The organism is Acuticoccus sp. I52.16.1 (assembly GCF_022865125.1).
Taxonomy (GTDB): Bacteria; Pseudomonadota; Alphaproteobacteria; order Rhizobiales; family Amorphaceae; genus Acuticoccus.
The window spans coordinates 18,127-35,814 of the sequence record NZ_CP094833.1 but is presented as its reverse complement, the minus strand read 5'-3'; the positions used below and the strand labels follow the sequence as shown (position 1 = coordinate 35,814).

Annotated in this window: 11 protein-coding genes; 10 read left to right on the top strand and 1 reads right to left on the bottom strand. The window is 72.2% G+C overall.

Annotation, left to right across the window (positions count from 1 at the left end; all coding sequences use genetic code 11):
- Window positions 1-61 precede the first annotated feature (61 nt).
- Window positions 62-1,441: a UDP-glucose/GDP-mannose dehydrogenase family protein gene (locus MRB58_RS24530; RefSeq protein ID WP_244782413.1), complete on the bottom strand. Its 1,380-nt coding sequence runs from the start codon at window positions 1,439-1,441 to the stop codon at window positions 62-64.
- A gap of 273 nt (window positions 1,442-1,714) precedes the next feature.
- Here MRB58_RS24530 and MRB58_RS24525 point away from each other — a divergent pair, with 273 nt between their 5' ends.
- From MRB58_RS24525 to MRB58_RS24480, 10 genes are all read left to right on the top strand, one after another.
- Window positions 1,715-2,734, top strand: a complete 1,020-nt coding sequence (locus tag MRB58_RS24525; RefSeq protein ID WP_244782412.1) for a D-cysteine desulfhydrase — start codon at window positions 1,715-1,717, stop codon at window positions 2,732-2,734.
- A gap of 192 nt (window positions 2,735-2,926) precedes the next feature.
- Window positions 2,927-4,210, top strand: coding sequence for a nucleotide sugar dehydrogenase (locus MRB58_RS24520; protein ID WP_244782411.1), 1,284 nt, complete (start codon window positions 2,927-2,929; stop codon window positions 4,208-4,210).
- Window positions 4,211-4,869: 659 nt separating this feature from the next.
- The gene (locus MRB58_RS24515; RefSeq protein WP_244782410.1) at window positions 4,870-5,928 is read left to right on the top strand and encodes a replication initiator protein A; all 1,059 of its coding nucleotides are present in this window, start codon (window positions 4,870-4,872) and stop codon (window positions 5,926-5,928) included.
- A 31-nt stretch (window positions 5,929-5,959) separates the two neighbouring features.
- Entirely contained in the window at window positions 5,960-6,985 is a 1,026-nt protein-coding gene (locus MRB58_RS24510; RefSeq protein WP_244782409.1) for a glycosyltransferase family 2 protein, read from the top strand.
- Between the two features lie 232 nt (window positions 6,986-7,217).
- On the top strand, window positions 7,218-9,581 hold the full coding sequence (locus MRB58_RS24505) for a 6-hydroxymethylpterin diphosphokinase MptE-like protein (protein ID WP_244782408.1): 2,364 nt from the start codon (window positions 7,218-7,220) through the stop codon (window positions 9,579-9,581).
- Between the two features lie 28 nt (window positions 9,582-9,609).
- A complete protein-coding gene (locus MRB58_RS24500) occupies window positions 9,610-11,718 on the top strand; it encodes a hypothetical protein (protein WP_244782407.1) in 2,109 nt (702 codons plus the stop codon).
- Window positions 11,719-11,796: 78 nt separating this feature from the next.
- Window positions 11,797-12,852, top strand: a complete 1,056-nt coding sequence (gene rfbB, locus MRB58_RS24495; RefSeq protein ID WP_244782406.1) for a dTDP-glucose 4,6-dehydratase — start codon at window positions 11,797-11,799, stop codon at window positions 12,850-12,852.
- Between the two features lie 8 nt (window positions 12,853-12,860).
- Window positions 12,861-15,524 carry a rhamnan synthesis F family protein gene (locus MRB58_RS24490; protein ID WP_244782405.1) on the top strand — a complete coding sequence of 888 codons (2,664 nt, stop codon included), beginning with the start codon at window positions 12,861-12,863 and terminating at the stop codon, window positions 15,522-15,524.
- The gene (locus MRB58_RS24485; RefSeq protein WP_244782404.1) at window positions 15,524-16,621 is read left to right on the top strand and encodes a hypothetical protein; all 1,098 of its coding nucleotides are present in this window, start codon (window positions 15,524-15,526) and stop codon (window positions 16,619-16,621) included. Before MRB58_RS24490 ends, MRB58_RS24485 begins: the two co-directional genes overlap by 1 nt.
- Entirely contained in the window at window positions 16,608-17,579 is a 972-nt protein-coding gene (locus MRB58_RS24480) for an NAD-dependent epimerase/dehydratase family protein (protein WP_244782403.1), read from the top strand. Before MRB58_RS24485 ends, MRB58_RS24480 begins: the two co-directional genes overlap by 14 nt.
- Window positions 17,580-17,688 lie beyond the last annotated feature (109 nt).

The window sequence follows — 17,688 nt, the reverse complement described above, 5'->3', positions numbered from 1 at the left end:
CAACACGCGCCGCGGGCCCGTGGCCGGCGGCTCTGTTCATGGGGGCCGAAGGTGGCCCCTGCTACCGCGCCGCGCCGCGCCCGTCCCTCTCCCTGGCGAGGTCGGACACCTTCGCCCCGAGGGATGCGCCGCTGCCCGCGTCCGGCCGGCCGACCGACACGTAGGTCAGGCCGGCCCGCTCGGCCTCGTCGCGGGTATAGATGTTGCGCAGGTCCACCAAAAGGCGGTCTTTCAGACCCTCCGCCATCGTCTTCAGGTCGAAGGCGCGGAACTGGTCCCACTCGGTCAGGATCACCGCGAGATCCGCCCCCTCCAGGCAGGCCGGCGCGCTGGGCGCGAAGGTCACGTCGGCGATGTGCTTCTTGGCCTCGTCCATGCCTTCCGGGTCGAACGCCGTCACGCGCGCCCCCGCCTTCACCAGCGCCGGCACCACGACGAGGCTCGGCGCCTCGCGCATGTCGTCGGTGTTGGGCTTGAAGGTGAGGCCGAGCACCGCGATCGTCTTGCCGGCGACCGAGCCGCCCGCGGCGCGCACCACCACGTCCGCCATCGCCGCCTTGCGCTTGTCGTTGGAGGCGATCACCGAGTCGACGATCGTCACGGGGCTCGCGACCTGGTGCGCGGTGCGCGACAGGGCGAGCGTGTCCTTGGGGAAGCAGGAGCCGCCATAGCCGGGGCCGGCGTTGAGGAACTTGCCGCCGATGCGCTTGTCGAGGCCGATACCCTTGGCGACCTGCTGCACGTTGGCGCCCACCACGTCGCACAGATCGGCGATCTCGTTGATGAAGGCGATCTTGGTCGCGAGGAAGGCGTTGGCGGCGTACTTCGTCAGCTCGGCGGTGCGCCGGTTCACCGCGACCACGGGCGTCTCGTTGAGGAAGAGCGGGCGGTAGAGGTCGCGCAGGACGGCGAGCGCGCGCTCGGTCTCGGCGCCGACCACCACGCGGTCCGGCCGCTTGAAGTCCTCGATCGCCGCGCCCTCGCGCAGGAACTCCGGGTTGGAAGCGACGTCGAATTCGGCCTCCGGCGCCACGCCGCGGATGATCGCCTCGACCTCGTCGCCGGTCCCCACCGGTACCGTCGACTTGGTCACGATCACCGTATAGCCGGTGATCAGCCGGCCGATCTCCTCGGCCGCGGCGTAGACGTAGGTGAGGTCGGCGTGGCCGTCGCCGCGCCGCGTCGGCGTGCCGACCGCGAGGAAGACCACGTCGGCCTCCTTCACCGCATCCGGCTCGGTCGAGAAGGAGAGCCGCCCCGCCTTCACGTTCTGCTCGACGAGGACGTCGAGGCCGGGCTCGTAGATCGGCATCACGCCTTTCTCGAGCGAGGCGATCTTGCCGGCATCCTTGTCGATGCAGGTGACCTCGTGGCCGAAGTCGGCAAAGCAGGCGCCGGACACCAGCCCGACATATCCCGTCCCGATCATGACGACACGCATGACATTCCCCGAGATTGTCCGCGGGACACCGCCCGCTCGATTCACGCTTGGCAATGGAGGACCGGGACCATTCGCGCAAGGTGCCGCCGCTCCGCCGGCGTCCCTTTATCGGCTATCGCGGCAACGCGGTGACGTCGCGGCTCCGCGCGGGAGGGGCCCACCTCATTGCCCCGCCACACCGTCCCGTCACACCGCCTCGCTTCGCCGGCTTGCCCCGCGGGCGGCTTTCCCGGACCATGGCGCCTCCTCGATCGGACGCCTCACGGACCCTCCATGCACCTCGCCCGCTTCCCGCGCCACCACCTCGCCCACCTGCCGACGCCGCTGGAGCCGATGGAACGGCTTTCCAAGGAGCTCGGCGGCCCGCGCCTCTTCATCAAGCGGGACGACTGCACCGGCATGTCGACCGGCGGCAACAAGACCCGCAAGCTGGAGTTCCTGATGGGCGAGGCGAGCGCGCAAGGGGCCGACGTCGTCGTCACCCAGGGCGCCACGCAGTCCAACCACGTGCGCCAGACCGCGGCCTTCGCGGCGCGCCTCGGGGTCGACTGCCACGCCCTCCTGGAAGACCGCACCGGCTCGACCGACCCCGACTATACCCAGAACGGCAACGTCCTCCTCGACCGCCTGCACGCAGCCACCCTGGAGCACGTGCCGGGCGGGACCGACATGGTCGCCGCCTGCGAGGCGGCCGCGGCGCGCTTGCGCGCCGAGGGGCGGCGTCCCTACGTGATCCCCGGCGGCGGCTCCAACCCGACCGGCGCGCTCGGCTACGTCAACTGCGCGCTGGAGCTGGTGCACCAGGCGAACGAGCGCTCCCTCGCCGTCTCGCGCATCGTCCACGCGACGGGGAGCGCGGGCACCCAGGCCGGCCTCGTCACCGGCCTCCACGCGATCAACGCGCACATCCCGCTCCTGGGGATCGGCGTGCGTGCGCCGCGGCCCAAGCAGGAGGAGAACGTCTTCGCCCTCGCCACCAAGACCGCCGAGAAGATCGGCGCCCCGCCGGTGCCGCGCGAGCTGGTGGTCGCCAACACCGATTATGTCGGCGAGGGCTACGGCATCCCCAACGCGGGCACGATCGAGGCGATCGAGATGTTCGCCCAGCTCGAAGGCATCCTCCTCGACCCGGTCTATTCGGGGAAGGGCGCGGCGGGGCTGATCGACCTCGTCCGCCGCGGCGACATCGGCGCGGACGAGACGGTCGTCTTCCTGCACACCGGCGGCTCGGCCGGGCTCTTCGGCTACCGGCAGACGTTCGCGGGTGCGCACACGCCGGCGCTCGCCGCCTGAGGGCCGCCGCGACTGCGGCATGTGCTGCGGCGGGCCCGTTTCAAAGCCTGCCGCGGATGGGTTAAGAGCGCACCTCGGTCGCGCCGGGTTCGGGTCGGCGGCGTCCGCCCGAGATCGAGAGCACCCGAGGCACGAGGAGCGGCATGCGCAACGGTTCGACGGGTGGTCCGGCCCCTCATGCACCGGCCCCCGATGCATAAGACGCGCTTCGACGGGCCGATCGCCGTCATCGGCCTGGGCTATGTGGGTCTGCCGCTCGCCGTCGCCTTCGCCCGCACCCGCCCGGTCATCGGCTTCGACGTCGACGCCGCCCGCGTCGCCGCCCTGAACGCCGGTCGCGACGCCACCCAGGAGGTGCCCGCCGCCGACCTCGAGGCCGCGACCCACCTGACCCTGACGGCCGACCCGGCGGCGCTCGCCGCGGCCGAGGTCTTCATCGTCGCCGTCCCGACCCCGGTCGACGCCGCCAAGCGCCCGGACCTGACCCTCCTCGAGGCCGCCTCGCGCACTGTCGGCGCAGCGATGCGCCCCGGATCTGCGGTGATCTACGAATCCACCGTCTTCCCCGGCTGCACCCGCTCGGTGTGCGTGCCGATCCTGGAAGCGGCCTCGGGGCTGAGCGTCGACGTCGACTTCGTCGTCGGCTACAGCCCCGAGCGGGTGAACCCCGGCGACCGGGCGCACCGCCTGGAGACGATCGTCAAGGTCACCTCCGGCTCCACGCCCGAGGCCGCCGACGCGATCGACGCGCTCTACGCCGGGATCGTCACCGCCGGCACCCACAAGGCCGCCTCGATCGAGGTCGCCGAGGCCGCCAAGGTGATCGAGAACACCCAGCGCGATCTCAACATCGCGCTGATGAACGAGCTGGCGATCCTCTTCCACCGGCTCGGCCTCGATTCGAAGGACGTCTTCGACGCGGCCCGCACCAAGTGGAACTTTCTTCCCTTCCGCCCCGGCCTGGTGGGCGGTCACTGCATCGGCGTCGACCCCTACTACCTGACCTTCCGGGCGCAGGAGGTCGGTTACCACCCGGACGTGATCCTCGCCGGGCGGCGCATCAACGACGGCATGGGGGCGCATGTCGCCGGCCGCGTCATGCGCCTCATGCTGGGGCGGCGGCTGCCCGTGGTGGGGAGCCGCATCCTGGTTCTGGGGCTCGCCTTCAAGGAGAACTGCCCCGATCTGCGCAACACCCGCGTGATCGACGTCGTCACCGAGCTGACCGCGGTGTCGGCCGAGGTGGACGTGTGGGATCCGTGGGTGGATCCGGCCGAGGCGAAGCGTGCCTACGGCCTCGACGTGATGACCGACGCGCCCGAACGCGGCGTCTACGACGCGCTCGTCCTCGCCGTCGCGCACGACGACTTCGTCGATCTGGGACCGGCGCGGATCCGCGATTTCGGCACACCGGGTGCCGTGCTCTTCGACGTCAAGAGCGTCTTCGAGCGTGCGGACAGCGACGATCGGCTCTGACGGATCGCCTCGGCCGTCCCAATGGGGGACCGCATCACCGAGGCCGGACCGTCATCGCGGTGGCTTTTGCTTAGCCCGATTCGGCTCTGAATCAAATCCCGAGCCTTTCCCAAGCCTTTCCGAGATGCCGACAAGTTTAAGCATCTCGATTTGAAGATTCATCGATGAATCCGACTCGCGAATTGATTCGTCGTCGAATCGGCCGGGAATCGGTTTCTGACGACGACTTGTCCTCGATTCGCGGCTGCGAAATCCAGGCCCGATCTAGTGTTATGAGAGTTAGATTCTAAGTTAGAGAGTGTTACGGCGCTCCGGCCGACTCGCCAACACCCTGATTCCAAACCGAAAAAGATGGTTAATTTTCGCGTCTCGGTTCCCAGACGGGCGAATCCCGGTTCCCAGACGGGCGAATCCGCGGTTCCCGAAGGGGCGAATCCCGGTTCCCAAAGGGGCGAATCCGAATCAGAGCTGGGGATCACCCCCTCGAACCTCGCCCGGCAGGCCGCTCGCACATTGCCCGAAACCTTGCCGTGATGATGAATGAAGGGCTCGCGGGTTCCCTGATCGACGAGCCGGCTGGTTCCTAAATCGACGAAGCCCGGTTCCTGGATCGACGAATGTTGGTTCCCCGACCGACGAATCGTGGTACCTCTTCGGCCATGGGACAGCTCCTGCCGGATCGGCACCCCAACCGCGATTTCTTCATCCTGGATGTGGCCGACGCCGCGCCCAAGGACGACATGGCGTCCATGGAGCACCCGGTCTTCTCGCTGTCGGTGAAGCCCGACATGCGCGAACTGACCTACGAGCACGGCGACTCGAGGCTGCGCGTCGTTCCCTCGGGCCGGGGCCTCGCCACCATCATGGACAAGGACATCCTGCTCTACTGCATCTCCAAGCTGGTGCACGAGCTGAACGCGGGCGGGGAGATCACCCCCTGGGTCGAGCTGACCGCGCACGAGGTGATGGTCGCCACCAACTGGCGCACCAACCGCGAGAGCTACCAGCGCTTCGAGGACGCGCTGGTGCGCCTCAAGGGCACCGTCATCCTGACCGACATCAAGACCGGCGACCACGTCCAGACCCGCGGCTTCGGCCTCATCGAAGAGTTCGAGATCGATCGCAAGGGGCGCGACGGCAAGACGAGCCCGTTCGGACGCATGACCAAGGTGCGCATCCGCGTCTCGGACTGGACCTTCCGCGCCGTCAAGGGGATGGAAGTCCTCACCATCAACCCGCAATATTTCCGCCTGCGCCGGCCGCTGGAGCGGCGCATCTATGAGCTGGCCCGCAAGCACGCCGGCGAGCCGCGCCGCGGCAAGGCGGGGGCGGGCTCCTTCCGCATCGGCATCGGCAAATTGCAGCAGAAGGTCGGCTCCAACGCGCCACCCAAGAAGTTCCGCTTCTTCCTCAAGGAGATGATCCGGGACGGGCACATCCCCGACTACAAGATCCGCCTGGAGGACGACCTCGCCGTCTTCGAGACCGCCAAGCCGCTCCCCTTCGAGGGCCGCATCCCGCTGAAGCCGGCGACGCTCGACAAGGCGCAGGCGATCGCCGCCGAGAAGGGCATCCCGCTCGCCGAGCTGGAGGCGGAATGGAACGACTGGGTGCGCTCCACCGGCCGCGTGCCCGACCGGCCGGACGGCGCCTTCATCGGCTTCTGCCGCCAGAAGCCCTCCGCCCGCCAGACCCAGCTCTTCGACGACTGGCACTGACCGGCGGGACGGCGTCCGGAGGGTCCGCGCCATGACGCCCACCGATCCGCCGCGCGTGGCGCTGCTCGCGGTCGCCGCCGACGAGGCGGCCTACCTGCCGCACTACCTCTTCCATCACCTGCGCTGCGGCTTCGCGCCCATCGTCGTCGCGGTCAACAACACCGCCGACAACTCGCGCGCCGTCCTCGCCGCGATCGCCGCCGCGGGGCACGACGTCCGCGTCCTGGAAGGCGACGATCTCGTCGCCGACCCGGCGGCGTTCCCGCCCGGCGCGCGCTCGCGGCAGGAGGCGCTCTATCACCACGCCCTCGCCGCCGTCGAGGCGCGGTCCGGCTCGCCCGACCACGTCGGGCCCGCCTACGCGATGGCGCTCGACGTCGACGAGTTCTGGCTGGAGCCCGGCGGCGCACCGATCGGCGCCTACCTCGCCCGCCACCCCGAGGCCCACTCGGTGAGCTTCAACTGGTTCGTGCCGGACGACGACGACGGCGCGTTCGCCCCGCCGTTCGCGAGCGACCGGCTGCGCGGCCAGTGGCACGGGGCGGTGAAGTCGGTCTGGCGGGTGGGGTCGGGCTTCGCCGCCCTTCGGGCGCACAACGTGCGCTATCCGCCGGGACTGGCGCGCGTGCAGATCGTCGCCGGCGGGGCGGCGCTGCGTCCCGACCTCGGCACCACGCAGACCCTGCCGACGGCGCCCGACGCGCCCTTCGTCTATCACCGCATGTACCGCAGCCTCCCCGAATACCTCGCCATCCTGGTGCGCGGGCGGCTCGATCACGACGACCCGATCAAGTCCAACCGGCAGGGCTACCGCGTCTATCGCCGGCGCCGGCCGGAGACGATCCGCGACTACCCGTTCGACCCGGCCTACGGCGCGGCCTGGCAGGCGGACTACGCCGCGTTCGTCGCGGACTGCGGTCTGGCGCCGCTGATCGCCGAAGCCCGCGCCGCGGTCGGCGCGCGCGCGGCGCGGGCGTGGCCGCTCTACCGGTCGCTGAGCGCGTCGCAGCAGGCCGCGGTGCGGCACGTCTTCGCCGGCACCGGCCTTCCGGCGTAGCGGCGAGGCGAGACGGCGGCGCCGCCGGGCCACGCGGGGGAGGTGCGCCCCGAGGACGGGGCAGGCATGCTTCGGCGGCGGGGAGGGCCGGACCGGGCGCGGCGGGGGACGAACCGCCGCGAACGGCGCGGCGGCGTGCGACTGCTCGGTTTCGGTAAAGCAGCCTTTATCTCACCCTGCTTGTCTTAAAGCAGCGATCCTGCGATCCCATCCGAAAGGATCGGACACAGCGATGATGAGCCACCAGATCAATACCTATGCGCGCTTGGTCGGGCTCGACCTGTCGCGGGCGTCGCGCGCCGAGCTGGAGGCCGTCTACGCCGAGGCGCTGACGCTGCTGCCGATGAGCGCGCCGATCTACGTCGGCACCGAGAAGCTCTCCCTGGAGGCGCGCATCGCCGGCACGCTGAAGACCTTCGAGATCTACCAGTGGCGGCTGAACCGCACCTACCGGCCGCGCCTCAGGGCGCTGCGGGAAATGTTCCGCGGGCGCGAGCGCTGCTTCGTCATCGGCAACGGCCCCAGCCTCAACCGCACCGACCTCGCGATGCTGAAGGACGAGGTCACCTTCGCGGTGAACTCCTTCTTCCTCAAGGCCGCCGACCTCGACTGGCTGCCGACCTTCTTCGTCGTCGAGGACCACCTCGTCGCCGAGGACCGGGCGGACTGGATCCACGCCCTCGAGGGCCCCACCAAGCTCTTCCCGGCGTATCTGCGCTACTGCCTCGACGAGGCGCCGGACACGATCTTCTTCAATCACCGCCCGCGCGTCTCCTATCCGCACGGCTTCGACTTCTCGACCGATGCGGCCGACGTCACCTACACCGGCTGCACCGTCACCTTCACGGTGCTGCAACTCGCCCATTATCTGGGCTTCACCAAGATCCATCTCCTCGGCGTCGACGCCGACTACGTGCTCCCCAAGGACGTCGCCGAGACGAGCGACTACGGGGTCGGCGTGCTCGACATGAAGTCGAACGACCCCAACCACTTCCACCCCGATTATTTCGGCAAGGGCTTCCGCTGGCACGACCCGCAGGTCGACAAGATGGTCGAGGCCTACCGCGAGGCCGAGCGGGTCACCCGCGCGCTCGGCCGGCCGATCGTCAACTCCGGCGTCGGCGGCAAGCTGGACGTCTTCGCGCGCGAGCCCTTCGCCGAGGTCTTCCCGGCCGCCCGCGGCCCGGAGGCGGTGGAGAAGGCCAACCACGAGGCCGCCGGCCGCCGCCCCGAAGGCGGGGGCATGATCGCGCCGCAGGCGCTGACGCGGCTCTGCCGCGAGCAGCTCGCCCGCAAGAACCGCGCCGGGCGCGCCCTCGGCGCCGGTTGGGGCGGCGCGGTGGACACCGGCTTCCCGCGCCTCCTGGTGGTGGACTTCACGCCGATCGGCGGCGGCGCGGCGACCAGCGAGATCAAGGACGCGCTGCTGGGCCACTGGCCGCGCTCGGAGCTGATGGAGATCTCCGCGCTCGGCGAGACGATGACCGCCCGCGGCGGCGTGCTCGGCGTTCCGATCGAGACCCCGCGCGACCGCCGCGCCGACCGCATCCTCGCCGCTGCCACCGGCTTCGCGCCCGACGTGATCCTCTACCGTCCGGTCGCCAACCGGCCGGACCTGCAGCGGCTGACGGCCGAGATCCTCAGCCTCCACCCGGTCCCGGTGCTGACCTCCTTCATGGACGACTGGATGCTGCGCCTGTTCGGCCAGTCGCGGCCCGGCTTCGACGCCTTCGATCAGAGCGTGCGCATCCTCCTGGAGGACGCCCCCGTCTGCCTCGCCATCTCCGAGCCGATGGCGGACCTCCTGGAGGCGCGCTACGGCGTCCCGGCGCTGGCGCTCGCCAACGGCATCGAGCCGGAAGTGTTCGCCGCGGTGCGCGCCGCCGCCGCGCCCGAGCGCGAGGGCCGGACGGGCCTGAAGATCCGCTACGCCGGGGGCCTGGCGCCCGACATGGGCCTCGCCTCGCTGAAGCGCCTCGCCGAGGCGGTCGCGGCGCGCGGCGATCCGGACGTCGCGCTGGAGATCAAGACCAGCCCCTTCTGGATGCACACGCAAGGGGCCGCCTTCGCCGACTTCGCCGCCGTGACGGTCTTCGCCGAGGAGATGACGCGCCAGGATTATCATGCCTGGCTCGCCGCGGCGGACGTCACCGTCATCGCCTACAACTTCGACGCCGCCTCGCTCGCCTACGTGCGCCACTCGCTGGCCAACAAGCTGCCGGAGTGCCTCGCCTCGGGGGCGGCCCTCCTGGCGATCGGCCCGGCCGAGTGCGCCACCCTCGCCCGCCTCGCCGAGGCGGACTGCGCCGTCACCGTCACCGAGGAAGGCGCCGAGCCGATCGCCGCGGCGCTGGCGCGGCTGTCGGACCCGGCCGCGCGGGCCGGGATCGTCGCCCGCCAGGTGGCGGTCGCGGAGGCCGAGTTCGCGCTGCTGCCGCGGCGCGAGATGCTGCGCCGGCTGCTCGTCGAAACCGCGCGCGGCGAGGCCGACCCCACCCTGGCGCGCCGCCTGAGCGACGCTTTCATTGCCGCCGCGGGGCGCTGGCAGGACCTGCCGGCCGCCGCCCCCGCCTTCCTGCCCGCGCTCGCGGGCTGACCCGCCCCGATGATGACGAAAGCCGCCGATGTTTGAAGTCGCCCAGATCGTCCGCGTCGACCCCGGCCCCGGCTCTCGGGGCGGGGGCGAGAGCGCCGTCGTCATCGCCGGCCGCGTCCTGGTGGACGCGGCCCGGCCGGGCCTCGCCATGCACTCCGCCGCCCGCAGCCTCGAGGCGCTGATGCCCTGGGCGGGCGAGCACATGGACCCGGAGGAGAGCGCGCGCCACTGGCTGGTGCTGTCCGCGCTCGACCGCCCCGCCCCGGCCGCCATGCTGGAGGGGCTGGCCGAAGAGCCGGCGGGCCTGCGCCTGCTGGTGGACGGGCCGGGCGAAGCGGCGGACACCGGCGACCTCGCCGCGGCGATGCGGGCCGGCGCGGTGCCGCTGCCGCACGTGGCGATCCGCCTCTACGACCTCGTCGGCCTCGCCGCCGCCGAGGACCCGGCGAGCGCCCCCATGGGCTGCCGCATCGCCGCCGACTGGATCGCCTCGGGCCGCGCGGTGCGGCTCGTCGCGGCGGACGGGGCCGGGCTTTGCGGCACCGCGGCGCTCGAGGGCGCGGTCCTGGCGCTGCGCCCGGTCGTCGGCCACGTGCCGCTTCCGCTGCTGCAGCGGCTCGGCGCGCTCGCCGGCCCCTCCACCGGTCTCTCCACCGGCGGGGGCGGCCTGAAGGCCCTGCGCGCCCGTCACGCCCGCCTCAACGGCGACGTCCTGGCGAGGATCGCGGCCGATCCCGAGACCGCGCGCGCCTTCCGCGCCGCCGGCTGCGGCCTGACGCGCCCGGTGCGCAAGGTCGACGGGCCGGGGCCCTGGGGCGAGGAGACCTTCGCCACCGAGCTCGGCCGCTACGGCGTCGAGCGGGCCTGGCTGGGGGCGCAGATCACCCGCTCGCGCCGCACCTTCGAGACCTTGAAGGCGCTGCGCACGCGCGAGACCTGCCTCATCGTCGGCAACGGCGGCTCGCTCGCCGAGGCGGACCCGGCGCTCTTCGAAGAGCACGACGTCATCTGCTCGAACTTCGCCTTCAACTCGCCGCTTCTGGCCAGACACGCCAAGATTCTGACGGTGACGAACGCCCTCGTCGCCGAGCAGGGGGCGGCCGGCTTCAACGCCTCGCCGATCCCGATCAAGGTCGCGCCGATGTGGCTGGCGCACGTCCTCCACGAGGAGGCCGGCTTCGCCTTCGTCAACGCGACGGGCGAGAACGCCTTCTTCGGCCAGGACCCGGCCGAGAAGATCTCGTGGGCCTCGACGGTCTCGTTCTTCAACCTGCAGCTCGCCTACGGGCTCGGCTACCGCCGGGCGCTCCTGGTGGGGTTCGACCATTCCTACGTGCAGCCCGACGAGAGCCGGCTCGGCGACGTGCTGGAGCAGACCGAGGACGATCCCAACCACTTCGACGCGCTCTACTTCAAGAAGCGTCGCTGGCAGGCGGCCGACACCGCGGCGATGGAGGCCGTCTACCGTCTCGCCCGCGAGGCCTACGCGGCCGACGAGCGCGACGTCCTCAACCTCTCGCCCACCTCCAAGCTCGACGTCTTCGACCGCCACCCGCCCGAGGCGCCGCTGCCGCCGCTCTTGTCGCACAGTGTGGTCGACGCCGCGCCCTCGATCGCCTTCGACCTCCTCGCCGACGAGGACGAGGCGGCGCTCGAGGCGCGCGAGGCGATGGCGGCGGCCGGCTTCTCGTGCGGCGAGGCGAAGATCAGCGACACGCTGGATTCGGGCAACTACAAGCACGTCGTCTGCGCGCTGACCGACGTCACCGCCAAGCGGCGCAACTGGGCCTACATCTATCTGAAGCTGCAGAGCTTCAACGGCGAGATCTACCTGGAATTCCGCCAGGGCGACTTCGTGCCGTCCGGCTTCACCCCCTGGCCGATCCCCGACGCCGACACCTGGGGCTCGTTCCTGCGCGTGCCGCTCGACGGGGCCGAGCGGGCGGCGCGCTCGCTGGAGAACTTCGCCGGGGGGCTGGGCGTGGAGGACCGCGACGCCTTCACCCGCCTCGTCGGCGCGCTGCCGACGCTGCTGCGCTCGGCCTTCGCCAAATCGGGCGCCGACGGCGCGGCGTGGGAGAGCGGGCTCGCCGCGCTGGAGGCCTCGCGCAAGGTCGAGGCGACGGCGTCGACCTGAGGCGGCTCCTTGACGATCCCAGCGCCGCCCTGTTGATGACGCCCACAAAGGACACCTTTCGATGAAGAGCGTGGCGCGATGAAGATTCTGGTCACCGGCGGCGCCGGGTTCATCGGCTCGGCCGTGTGCCGCCATCTCGTCGCCGCGACCGACCACGCGGTCGTCAACCTCGACAAGCTGACCTACGCGGCGAACCTCTCCTCGCTGGCGCCGATCGCGGACGACCCGCGCTACCGCTTCGTCGAGGGCGACATCTGCGACCGGGCGATGGTCGCGGGCCTCATGGAAGCGGAGGGGATCGACGCGGTCATGCACCTCGCCGCCGAGAGCCACGTCGACCGCTCGATCGACGGGCCGGGCGAATTCGTTCGCACCAACGTCACCGGCACGTTCGAGCTTTTGGAGGCCGCGCGCGGCCACTGGGAGCGGCTGCCGGGCGCCAAAAAGGACGCCTTCCGCTTCCACCACATCTCGACCGACGAGGTGTTCGGCGATCTCCCCCTCTCCGGCGGCCTCTTCACCGAGGAAACGCCCTACGAGCCCTCCTCGCCCTATTCGGCCTCCAAGGCGGCGTCGGACCATCTCGTCATGGCCTGGCACCGCACCTACGGGCTGCCGGTCGTCCTGTCCAACTGCTCCAACAACTACGGGCCCTACCACTTCCCCGAGAAGCTGATCCCGCTGATGATCCTCAACGCGCTGCACGGCGAGGCGCTGCCGGTCTACGGCCGCGGCGAGAACGTGCGCGACTGGCTCTACGTCGACGATCACGCGCGGGCGCTGACGACGATCCTCACCCGCGGCGCGCCGGGGCGGTCCTACAATGTCGGCGGGCGCAACGAGCGCTCCAACCTCGAGGTGGTCCACGCGATCTGCGACACGATCGACCGGCTCGCCCCCGCGGCGACCTCGCGGCGCGACCTCGTCCGCTTCGTCACCGACCGGCCGGGGCACGACCTCCGGTACGCCATCGACGCGACGCGGCTCGAGACCGAGCTGGGCTGGCGCGCCGAGGAGACGTTCGAGACCGGGCTCGAGAAGACCGCGCGCTGGTATCTCGCCAACGAGGCGTGGTGGCGGCCGATCCGCGAGCGGCGCTACGCCGGCGAGCGCCTCGGCGCCCTCGCGGGCTGAGCCGGCGCGTGCCCGACGCCGCATCGCCGGACCTGACCGCCCTCTGGCGGGAGTTCGCCGCGCTGGACCGGCACGGCCGCCTCGCCCGCCGGCCGGACTTCCGCTTCGACCCGGACTTCTACGGCGGCCGCAACCCCGATATCGCCGGCGAGAAGGACCCCGCCGCCCGCGCCCGCCACTATGCGGACGTCGGCGCCGCCAAGGGCCGCCACCCGACGCTCTACCACGAGACCCGCGCCGAGGCGCAGGGCGTCGACCGGGCGGTCGCCTTCCTGGTGCGCGAGCCGCGGCTGAAGGCGGCCGTCGAGGCCAAGGTGCCCGGCGCGGCCGAGCTCGCCTTCGAGCTGATGGCGCTGGGCGATCCGGTCGACAAGGCGGTCGCCGACTTCTCGGTCCACCACTACCGCACGGTCTCCTCGGACCTGCCGGCGGCCTCCGACATCGCCCTCTTCCTGCACTACATGAAGGCCGGGTACCGCGAGGGGCGGCCGGTGCTCGCCACCCTGCGCCGCAACGTCCACCCCGGCGCCCGCGCGTTCGACCCGGCGCGCCGCACCGTGATCGTCGCGACGCACGAGTTCTCGGCGACCGGCGCGCCGCTGGTGGCGCTCGACCTCGCCACCGGCGCGGCCGAGCGCTGCAACGTCGTCGTCATGGGGCTCAGGGCCAAGAGCGGGGCGCTGATCGCCCGCTTCGCCGAGGTGGCGGTGAGCGTGATCGTCACCGAGCGGCCCTTCGAGGAGTGGCCCTTCTTCGACCCCTGTCCGCTGGATGCGGCGGACGTCGCCATCCTCAACTCGGTCGAGTGCTTCCCCTTCGTGAAGGCGCTGGTGGCGCGGCGGATCCCGTTCGTGTCCTACGTGCACGAGTTCACCAACTACACGCTCCCCGCCTACAAGGCGGTCGTCACCGCGCTCTATGCCGAGCGGGTGCTGTTCTCGTCCGAGACGGTGCGACGCTCGTGGGCGGGCGTCCTCGCCGACGCGGACTTCGACGTCGCGGCCGACAGCGCCATCGTCCCCCAGGCCGAGCTGGTCCCCGGCGCGGTGCCGGCGGCCGACTACCGGGCCGCGCGGGCCCGCCTCTCGGCGTTGCTGGGGACCGAGGTCGGCGATCGCCGCGTCGTCTACGGCGCCGGCGAGGTGCACTGGCGCAAGGGCACCGACATCTTCGCGATGCTGGCCGCGCAAGGGCGGCGGACCGATCCGGACACGCTCTTCGTGTGGATCGGCGACGGGCTCGACCACGAGGACTTCCACATCGGCGTGTGGGTGGAGAAGCACCTTTCGGACGGCGCGGTGAACGATCCGGCGGGCAATCTCTTCCACCTGCCGGCGGGGCCCTATTATCGCGACGTGTGCCGGGCGGCGGACGTCCTCTTCCTCGCCTCGCGGCTCGATCCGCTCCCCAACGTGGTGTTCGACGCGGTCGCGCTCGGCTGTGCGGTGGTGCTGTTCGAGGGCGCCTCGGGGTTCGACGACGCGCGTTACCGCGGCGAGCCGGCGATGTGGCGCGTCCCCTTCGGCGACCTCGCCGCGGCGGGCGAGGCGGTGGCGCGGAGCCCGGCGAAGACCCTCCGGGACGGCGCCTTCGCGGTGCGTCCCGAAGCCGCGGCGCGGTGCGAGGCCGCGGCTTCGACCGCTGCCGCGCCTGGCGTCCCGGACCTCTTCGCCCGCGTCGTCGAGCCGTCGCCGCCCGCCGCGGCCGAGGAGGACGAGGGCGCGGCCGCGGGCGACTACGACGTCGGCATCCTCTACGGTCCGGGCGATCCGCCGGCGCTGCGGGCGCGCGAGCGGCGGGCGATCTGGCGCCATGGCCGCCGCGCGATCTGGCCGAGCCGGGCGGCGGCGGAGCGCGCCGTCGCGGCGTCCGACAACTGGGTGCACCGCACGCTGCGCCTCGCCCCCTACGGCGAGACGGACGCCGAGGACGACCCGCCGCCCTACAGCGTCCACGTCCACGCCCACTACACCGACGGCTTCGCCGAGGACCTCGCCGGTTTCGCCGCCTGGCGCCACGCCGCGCGGGTGGTGGCGACGACCGACACCGAGGCGAAGGCGGCCGAGATCGCCGCCGCCGGCCGGAACGGGGGGGTGGCGATCGAGACGCGGGTGGTGGCCAACCGCGGGCGGGACGTGCTGCCCTTCCTCGAACTCTTCGACGGGTCGGAGGACGACAACGCGCTGTGGTGCCACGTGCACCTGAAGAAGTCGGTCGGGTTGGGGCCGACGTCGCCCGGCGCGGTGTGGCGCGCCTTCCTGATGCGCATCCTGCTGGGCGGCCCGGAGCGGCTGTCGACGGCGCTCGCGCTGATCCGGGCGCCGGAGGCCGGCCTCGTCGGCGCGTTCGACCCCTACGTCATGGGCTGGACCGGCTCGCGCCGGCTGCTGGCGCCGCTGCAGGCCCGGCTCGACGGATGGGAGGCGGACGGGGGCCGGAGGCCGCTCCCCGACCATCCGCTGCTCTTTCCCGTCGGTGACATGTTCTGGGTGAAGGCGGGGGTGGTGAACGCGATGCGCCGGCTCTTCGGCGCCGACTATCCCTGGCCGGGCGAGCCGCTGCCGGGCGACGGCACGGTCTACCACCTCATCGAGCGGCTGTGGCCGACGGCGGCGGCGCTGGCGGGACGCGACAGCGTCTTCGTCGACAAGCCGGACGAGCGGCGGGTCTGATGGCGCGGATCGTCTTCCACGTCGGCATGGGCAAGACCGGGACGACCTCGCTGCAGCGCGCGCTGGGGGGCGCGGGGGCGGCGCTCGGCGAGCAGAAGGCGCGCTATCTCGGCATGTGGTTCGAGCGCCTGGGGGCGGGCTACGAGGGCTTTGCCGGCCTGCGGGCGCTCGCCCGGGCGGATGCGGCCGAGCAGCAGGCGCTCGCCGAGCGCTTCGCGGCGGGGCTGCTGGCGGAGGCGGCCGCGAGCGGAGTGGAGACCTTCGTCCACTCCAACGAATCCATCTTCGAGCGGGCGGCGGCGCTCACCCCCTTCTTCGAGCGGCTCGCCGCGCGGATGCCGGTCGGCGTCGTCGCCTACCTGCGGCCGCCGCGCGAGTGGCTGCCCTCGGCGTTCGCGCAGTGGGGCGTGTGGCACAAGACGCAGCCCGGCCCGGTGCCGGACTTCGCCACCCTCGCCGGCAAGCTGATCCGCACCTACGACGCGATCACCGTGTGGCCGCAGGTGGCGGGGGTGGAGCTGGTGGTGCGCCGCTTCGGGCGCGACACCGAGATCGTCGCCGACTTCGGCGCCGCGGCCGGCCTGGCGCTGCCGGCCGAGCCGACACGCCACCAGACCCGCGCCGAGCCGGCCGAGATGGTGCTGCGCGGCCTCTACAACGACCGCTTCCAGGGGCCGGTGATGCCCGGCCAGTTCAACGCCACGGTGCTGAAGGCGGTGCGCACGCCGGTGCCCTCGGTGGCACGGATGGCGGCGCTGACCGAGGACCGGGAGGGGCTGGAGGCGATCGTTGCGCGCAAGCGCGACACCTTCGCCTTCATCGAGGCTCGCTTCGGCATCGACATGCTGGGCGAACCGCCGCCGGCGCCCGATCCCGTTCCGGATCCCGAGGCCGCCGGGCCGGCGGACGGCGGGGACAGGGACGAAAGCGGGCCCAGGGACGAAAGCGGGGACAGGGACGCGCGCCTGATCGACTTCCTGGTCGAGCTGACGCTCGCCCAGTCGATCCGCATCACGCGGCTGGAGCGGACCGTGGAGGGCCTTTCCCAGGCGCTGGCGGAGCGGGACGCCGGGGAGGCGGGCGATGGCGAGCACTGACGTCCTGGTCCTGGGCGGCACCGGCTTCGTCGGCCAGGCGCTGCTGCGGGCGCTGCGGGAGGACCCGGCGGCGCGGCTCTCGTGGGTGGCGCGCATCGGCTCGGCCCTGCCGGCCGACGCCGGGCACCTGCCGCCGCCGATCCTGATCGACGACCTGGAGGCGCTCGACCTGGAGGCGGCGCTGCGGGCGGACGTGATCGTCGACCTCGTCTCGCGCGGGCGGGGGCGGCTGGCGACCCGGCGCGACATCCTGGGCCGCATCCGCGCGCACGCCCGGCTGGTCGACGAGCTCGCCAACCGTCGCTGGCGGGGCCACTACGTCTACCTCTCCTCGGGCGGGACGATCTACGGCGTCGATCCGCCGCGGGTGTGCGTGGAGACGATGCCGGTGCGCCCGTTCAGCGACTATGCGCTGGAGAAGGCGTTCGTCGAGATGCACCTCGCCTCGGTCGCCGGGGCACCGGGGGCGGCGGGCGGCGAGACGGGCATGGCGCTGACGGTCCTGCGCGTGGCCAACGCCTACGGCGAGGGGCAGGCCGCCAAGCCCGGCTTCGGGGTGATCCCGGCGATCGTCTCGGCGCTGGCGACGGGGGTGCCGTTCAAGCTCTACGGCGACGGGTCGAGCCGGCGCGACTACGTCCATGTCGACGATATCGTCACGGCGATCCAGGCGGCGACCACGGGCGCGGGTGCCGGGGCGGGGACGGGGGCGGGCGCGGGGACCCTCAACATCGGCTCCGGCGTCGGCACCTCGGTGCGCGAGCTGATCGGGCTGGCCGAAGCGGCGGCGGGGCGCGCGGTGCCGATGGAGGAGGTGGCGATGTTCGCCGCCGAGCCGGCCTCGGTGGTGCTGGACGCCGGCCGGGCGCGCGAGCGGCTCGGCTGGCGGGCGCGCATCGGCATCGCCGAGGGGATGCACCGGGTCCTCGCCCACCACGGCCTCGCCGCGTCCGGTTAGAGCTCTTCCGCCTCGGTTCGGGTCCATCGGGCGACCCGAACCGGGGCGGAAGGGCTCGAGGCCTGCCGCGGCCAGGCCGCCACGGGTGCCTTGCCCCCGCACCCGTCCC

What these genes read in the sequence shown, in the direction of transcription:
- MRB58_RS24500 (WP_244782407.1), top strand. Translation starts at nt 9,610, where the DNA reads ATGTTTGAAGTCGCCCAGATCGTCCGCGTCGACCCCGGCCCCGGCTCT.
- MRB58_RS24520 (WP_244782411.1), top strand. Translation starts at nt 2,927, where the DNA reads ATGCATAAGACGCGCTTCGACGGGCCGATCGCCGTCATCGGCCTGGGC.
- MRB58_RS24515 (WP_244782410.1), top strand. Translation starts at nt 4,870, where the DNA reads ATGGGACAGCTCCTGCCGGATCGGCACCCCAACCGCGATTTCTTCATC.
- rfbB (WP_244782406.1), top strand. Translation starts at nt 11,797, where the DNA reads ATGAAGATTCTGGTCACCGGCGGCGCCGGGTTCATCGGCTCGGCCGTG.
- MRB58_RS24525 (WP_244782412.1), top strand. Translation starts at nt 1,715, where the DNA reads ATGCACCTCGCCCGCTTCCCGCGCCACCACCTCGCCCACCTGCCGACG.
- MRB58_RS24485 (WP_244782404.1), top strand. Translation starts at nt 15,524, where the DNA reads ATGGCGCGGATCGTCTTCCACGTCGGCATGGGCAAGACCGGGACGACC.
- MRB58_RS24510 (WP_244782409.1), top strand. Translation starts at nt 5,960, where the DNA reads ATGACGCCCACCGATCCGCCGCGCGTGGCGCTGCTCGCGGTCGCCGCC.
- MRB58_RS24505 (WP_244782408.1), top strand. Translation starts at nt 7,218, where the DNA reads ATGATGAGCCACCAGATCAATACCTATGCGCGCTTGGTCGGGCTCGAC.
- MRB58_RS24480 (WP_244782403.1), top strand. Translation starts at nt 16,608, where the DNA reads ATGGCGAGCACTGACGTCCTGGTCCTGGGCGGCACCGGCTTCGTCGGC.
- MRB58_RS24530 (WP_244782413.1), bottom strand. Translation starts at nt 1,441, where the DNA reads ATGCGTGTCGTCATGATCGGGACGGGATATGTCGGGCTGGTGTCCGGC.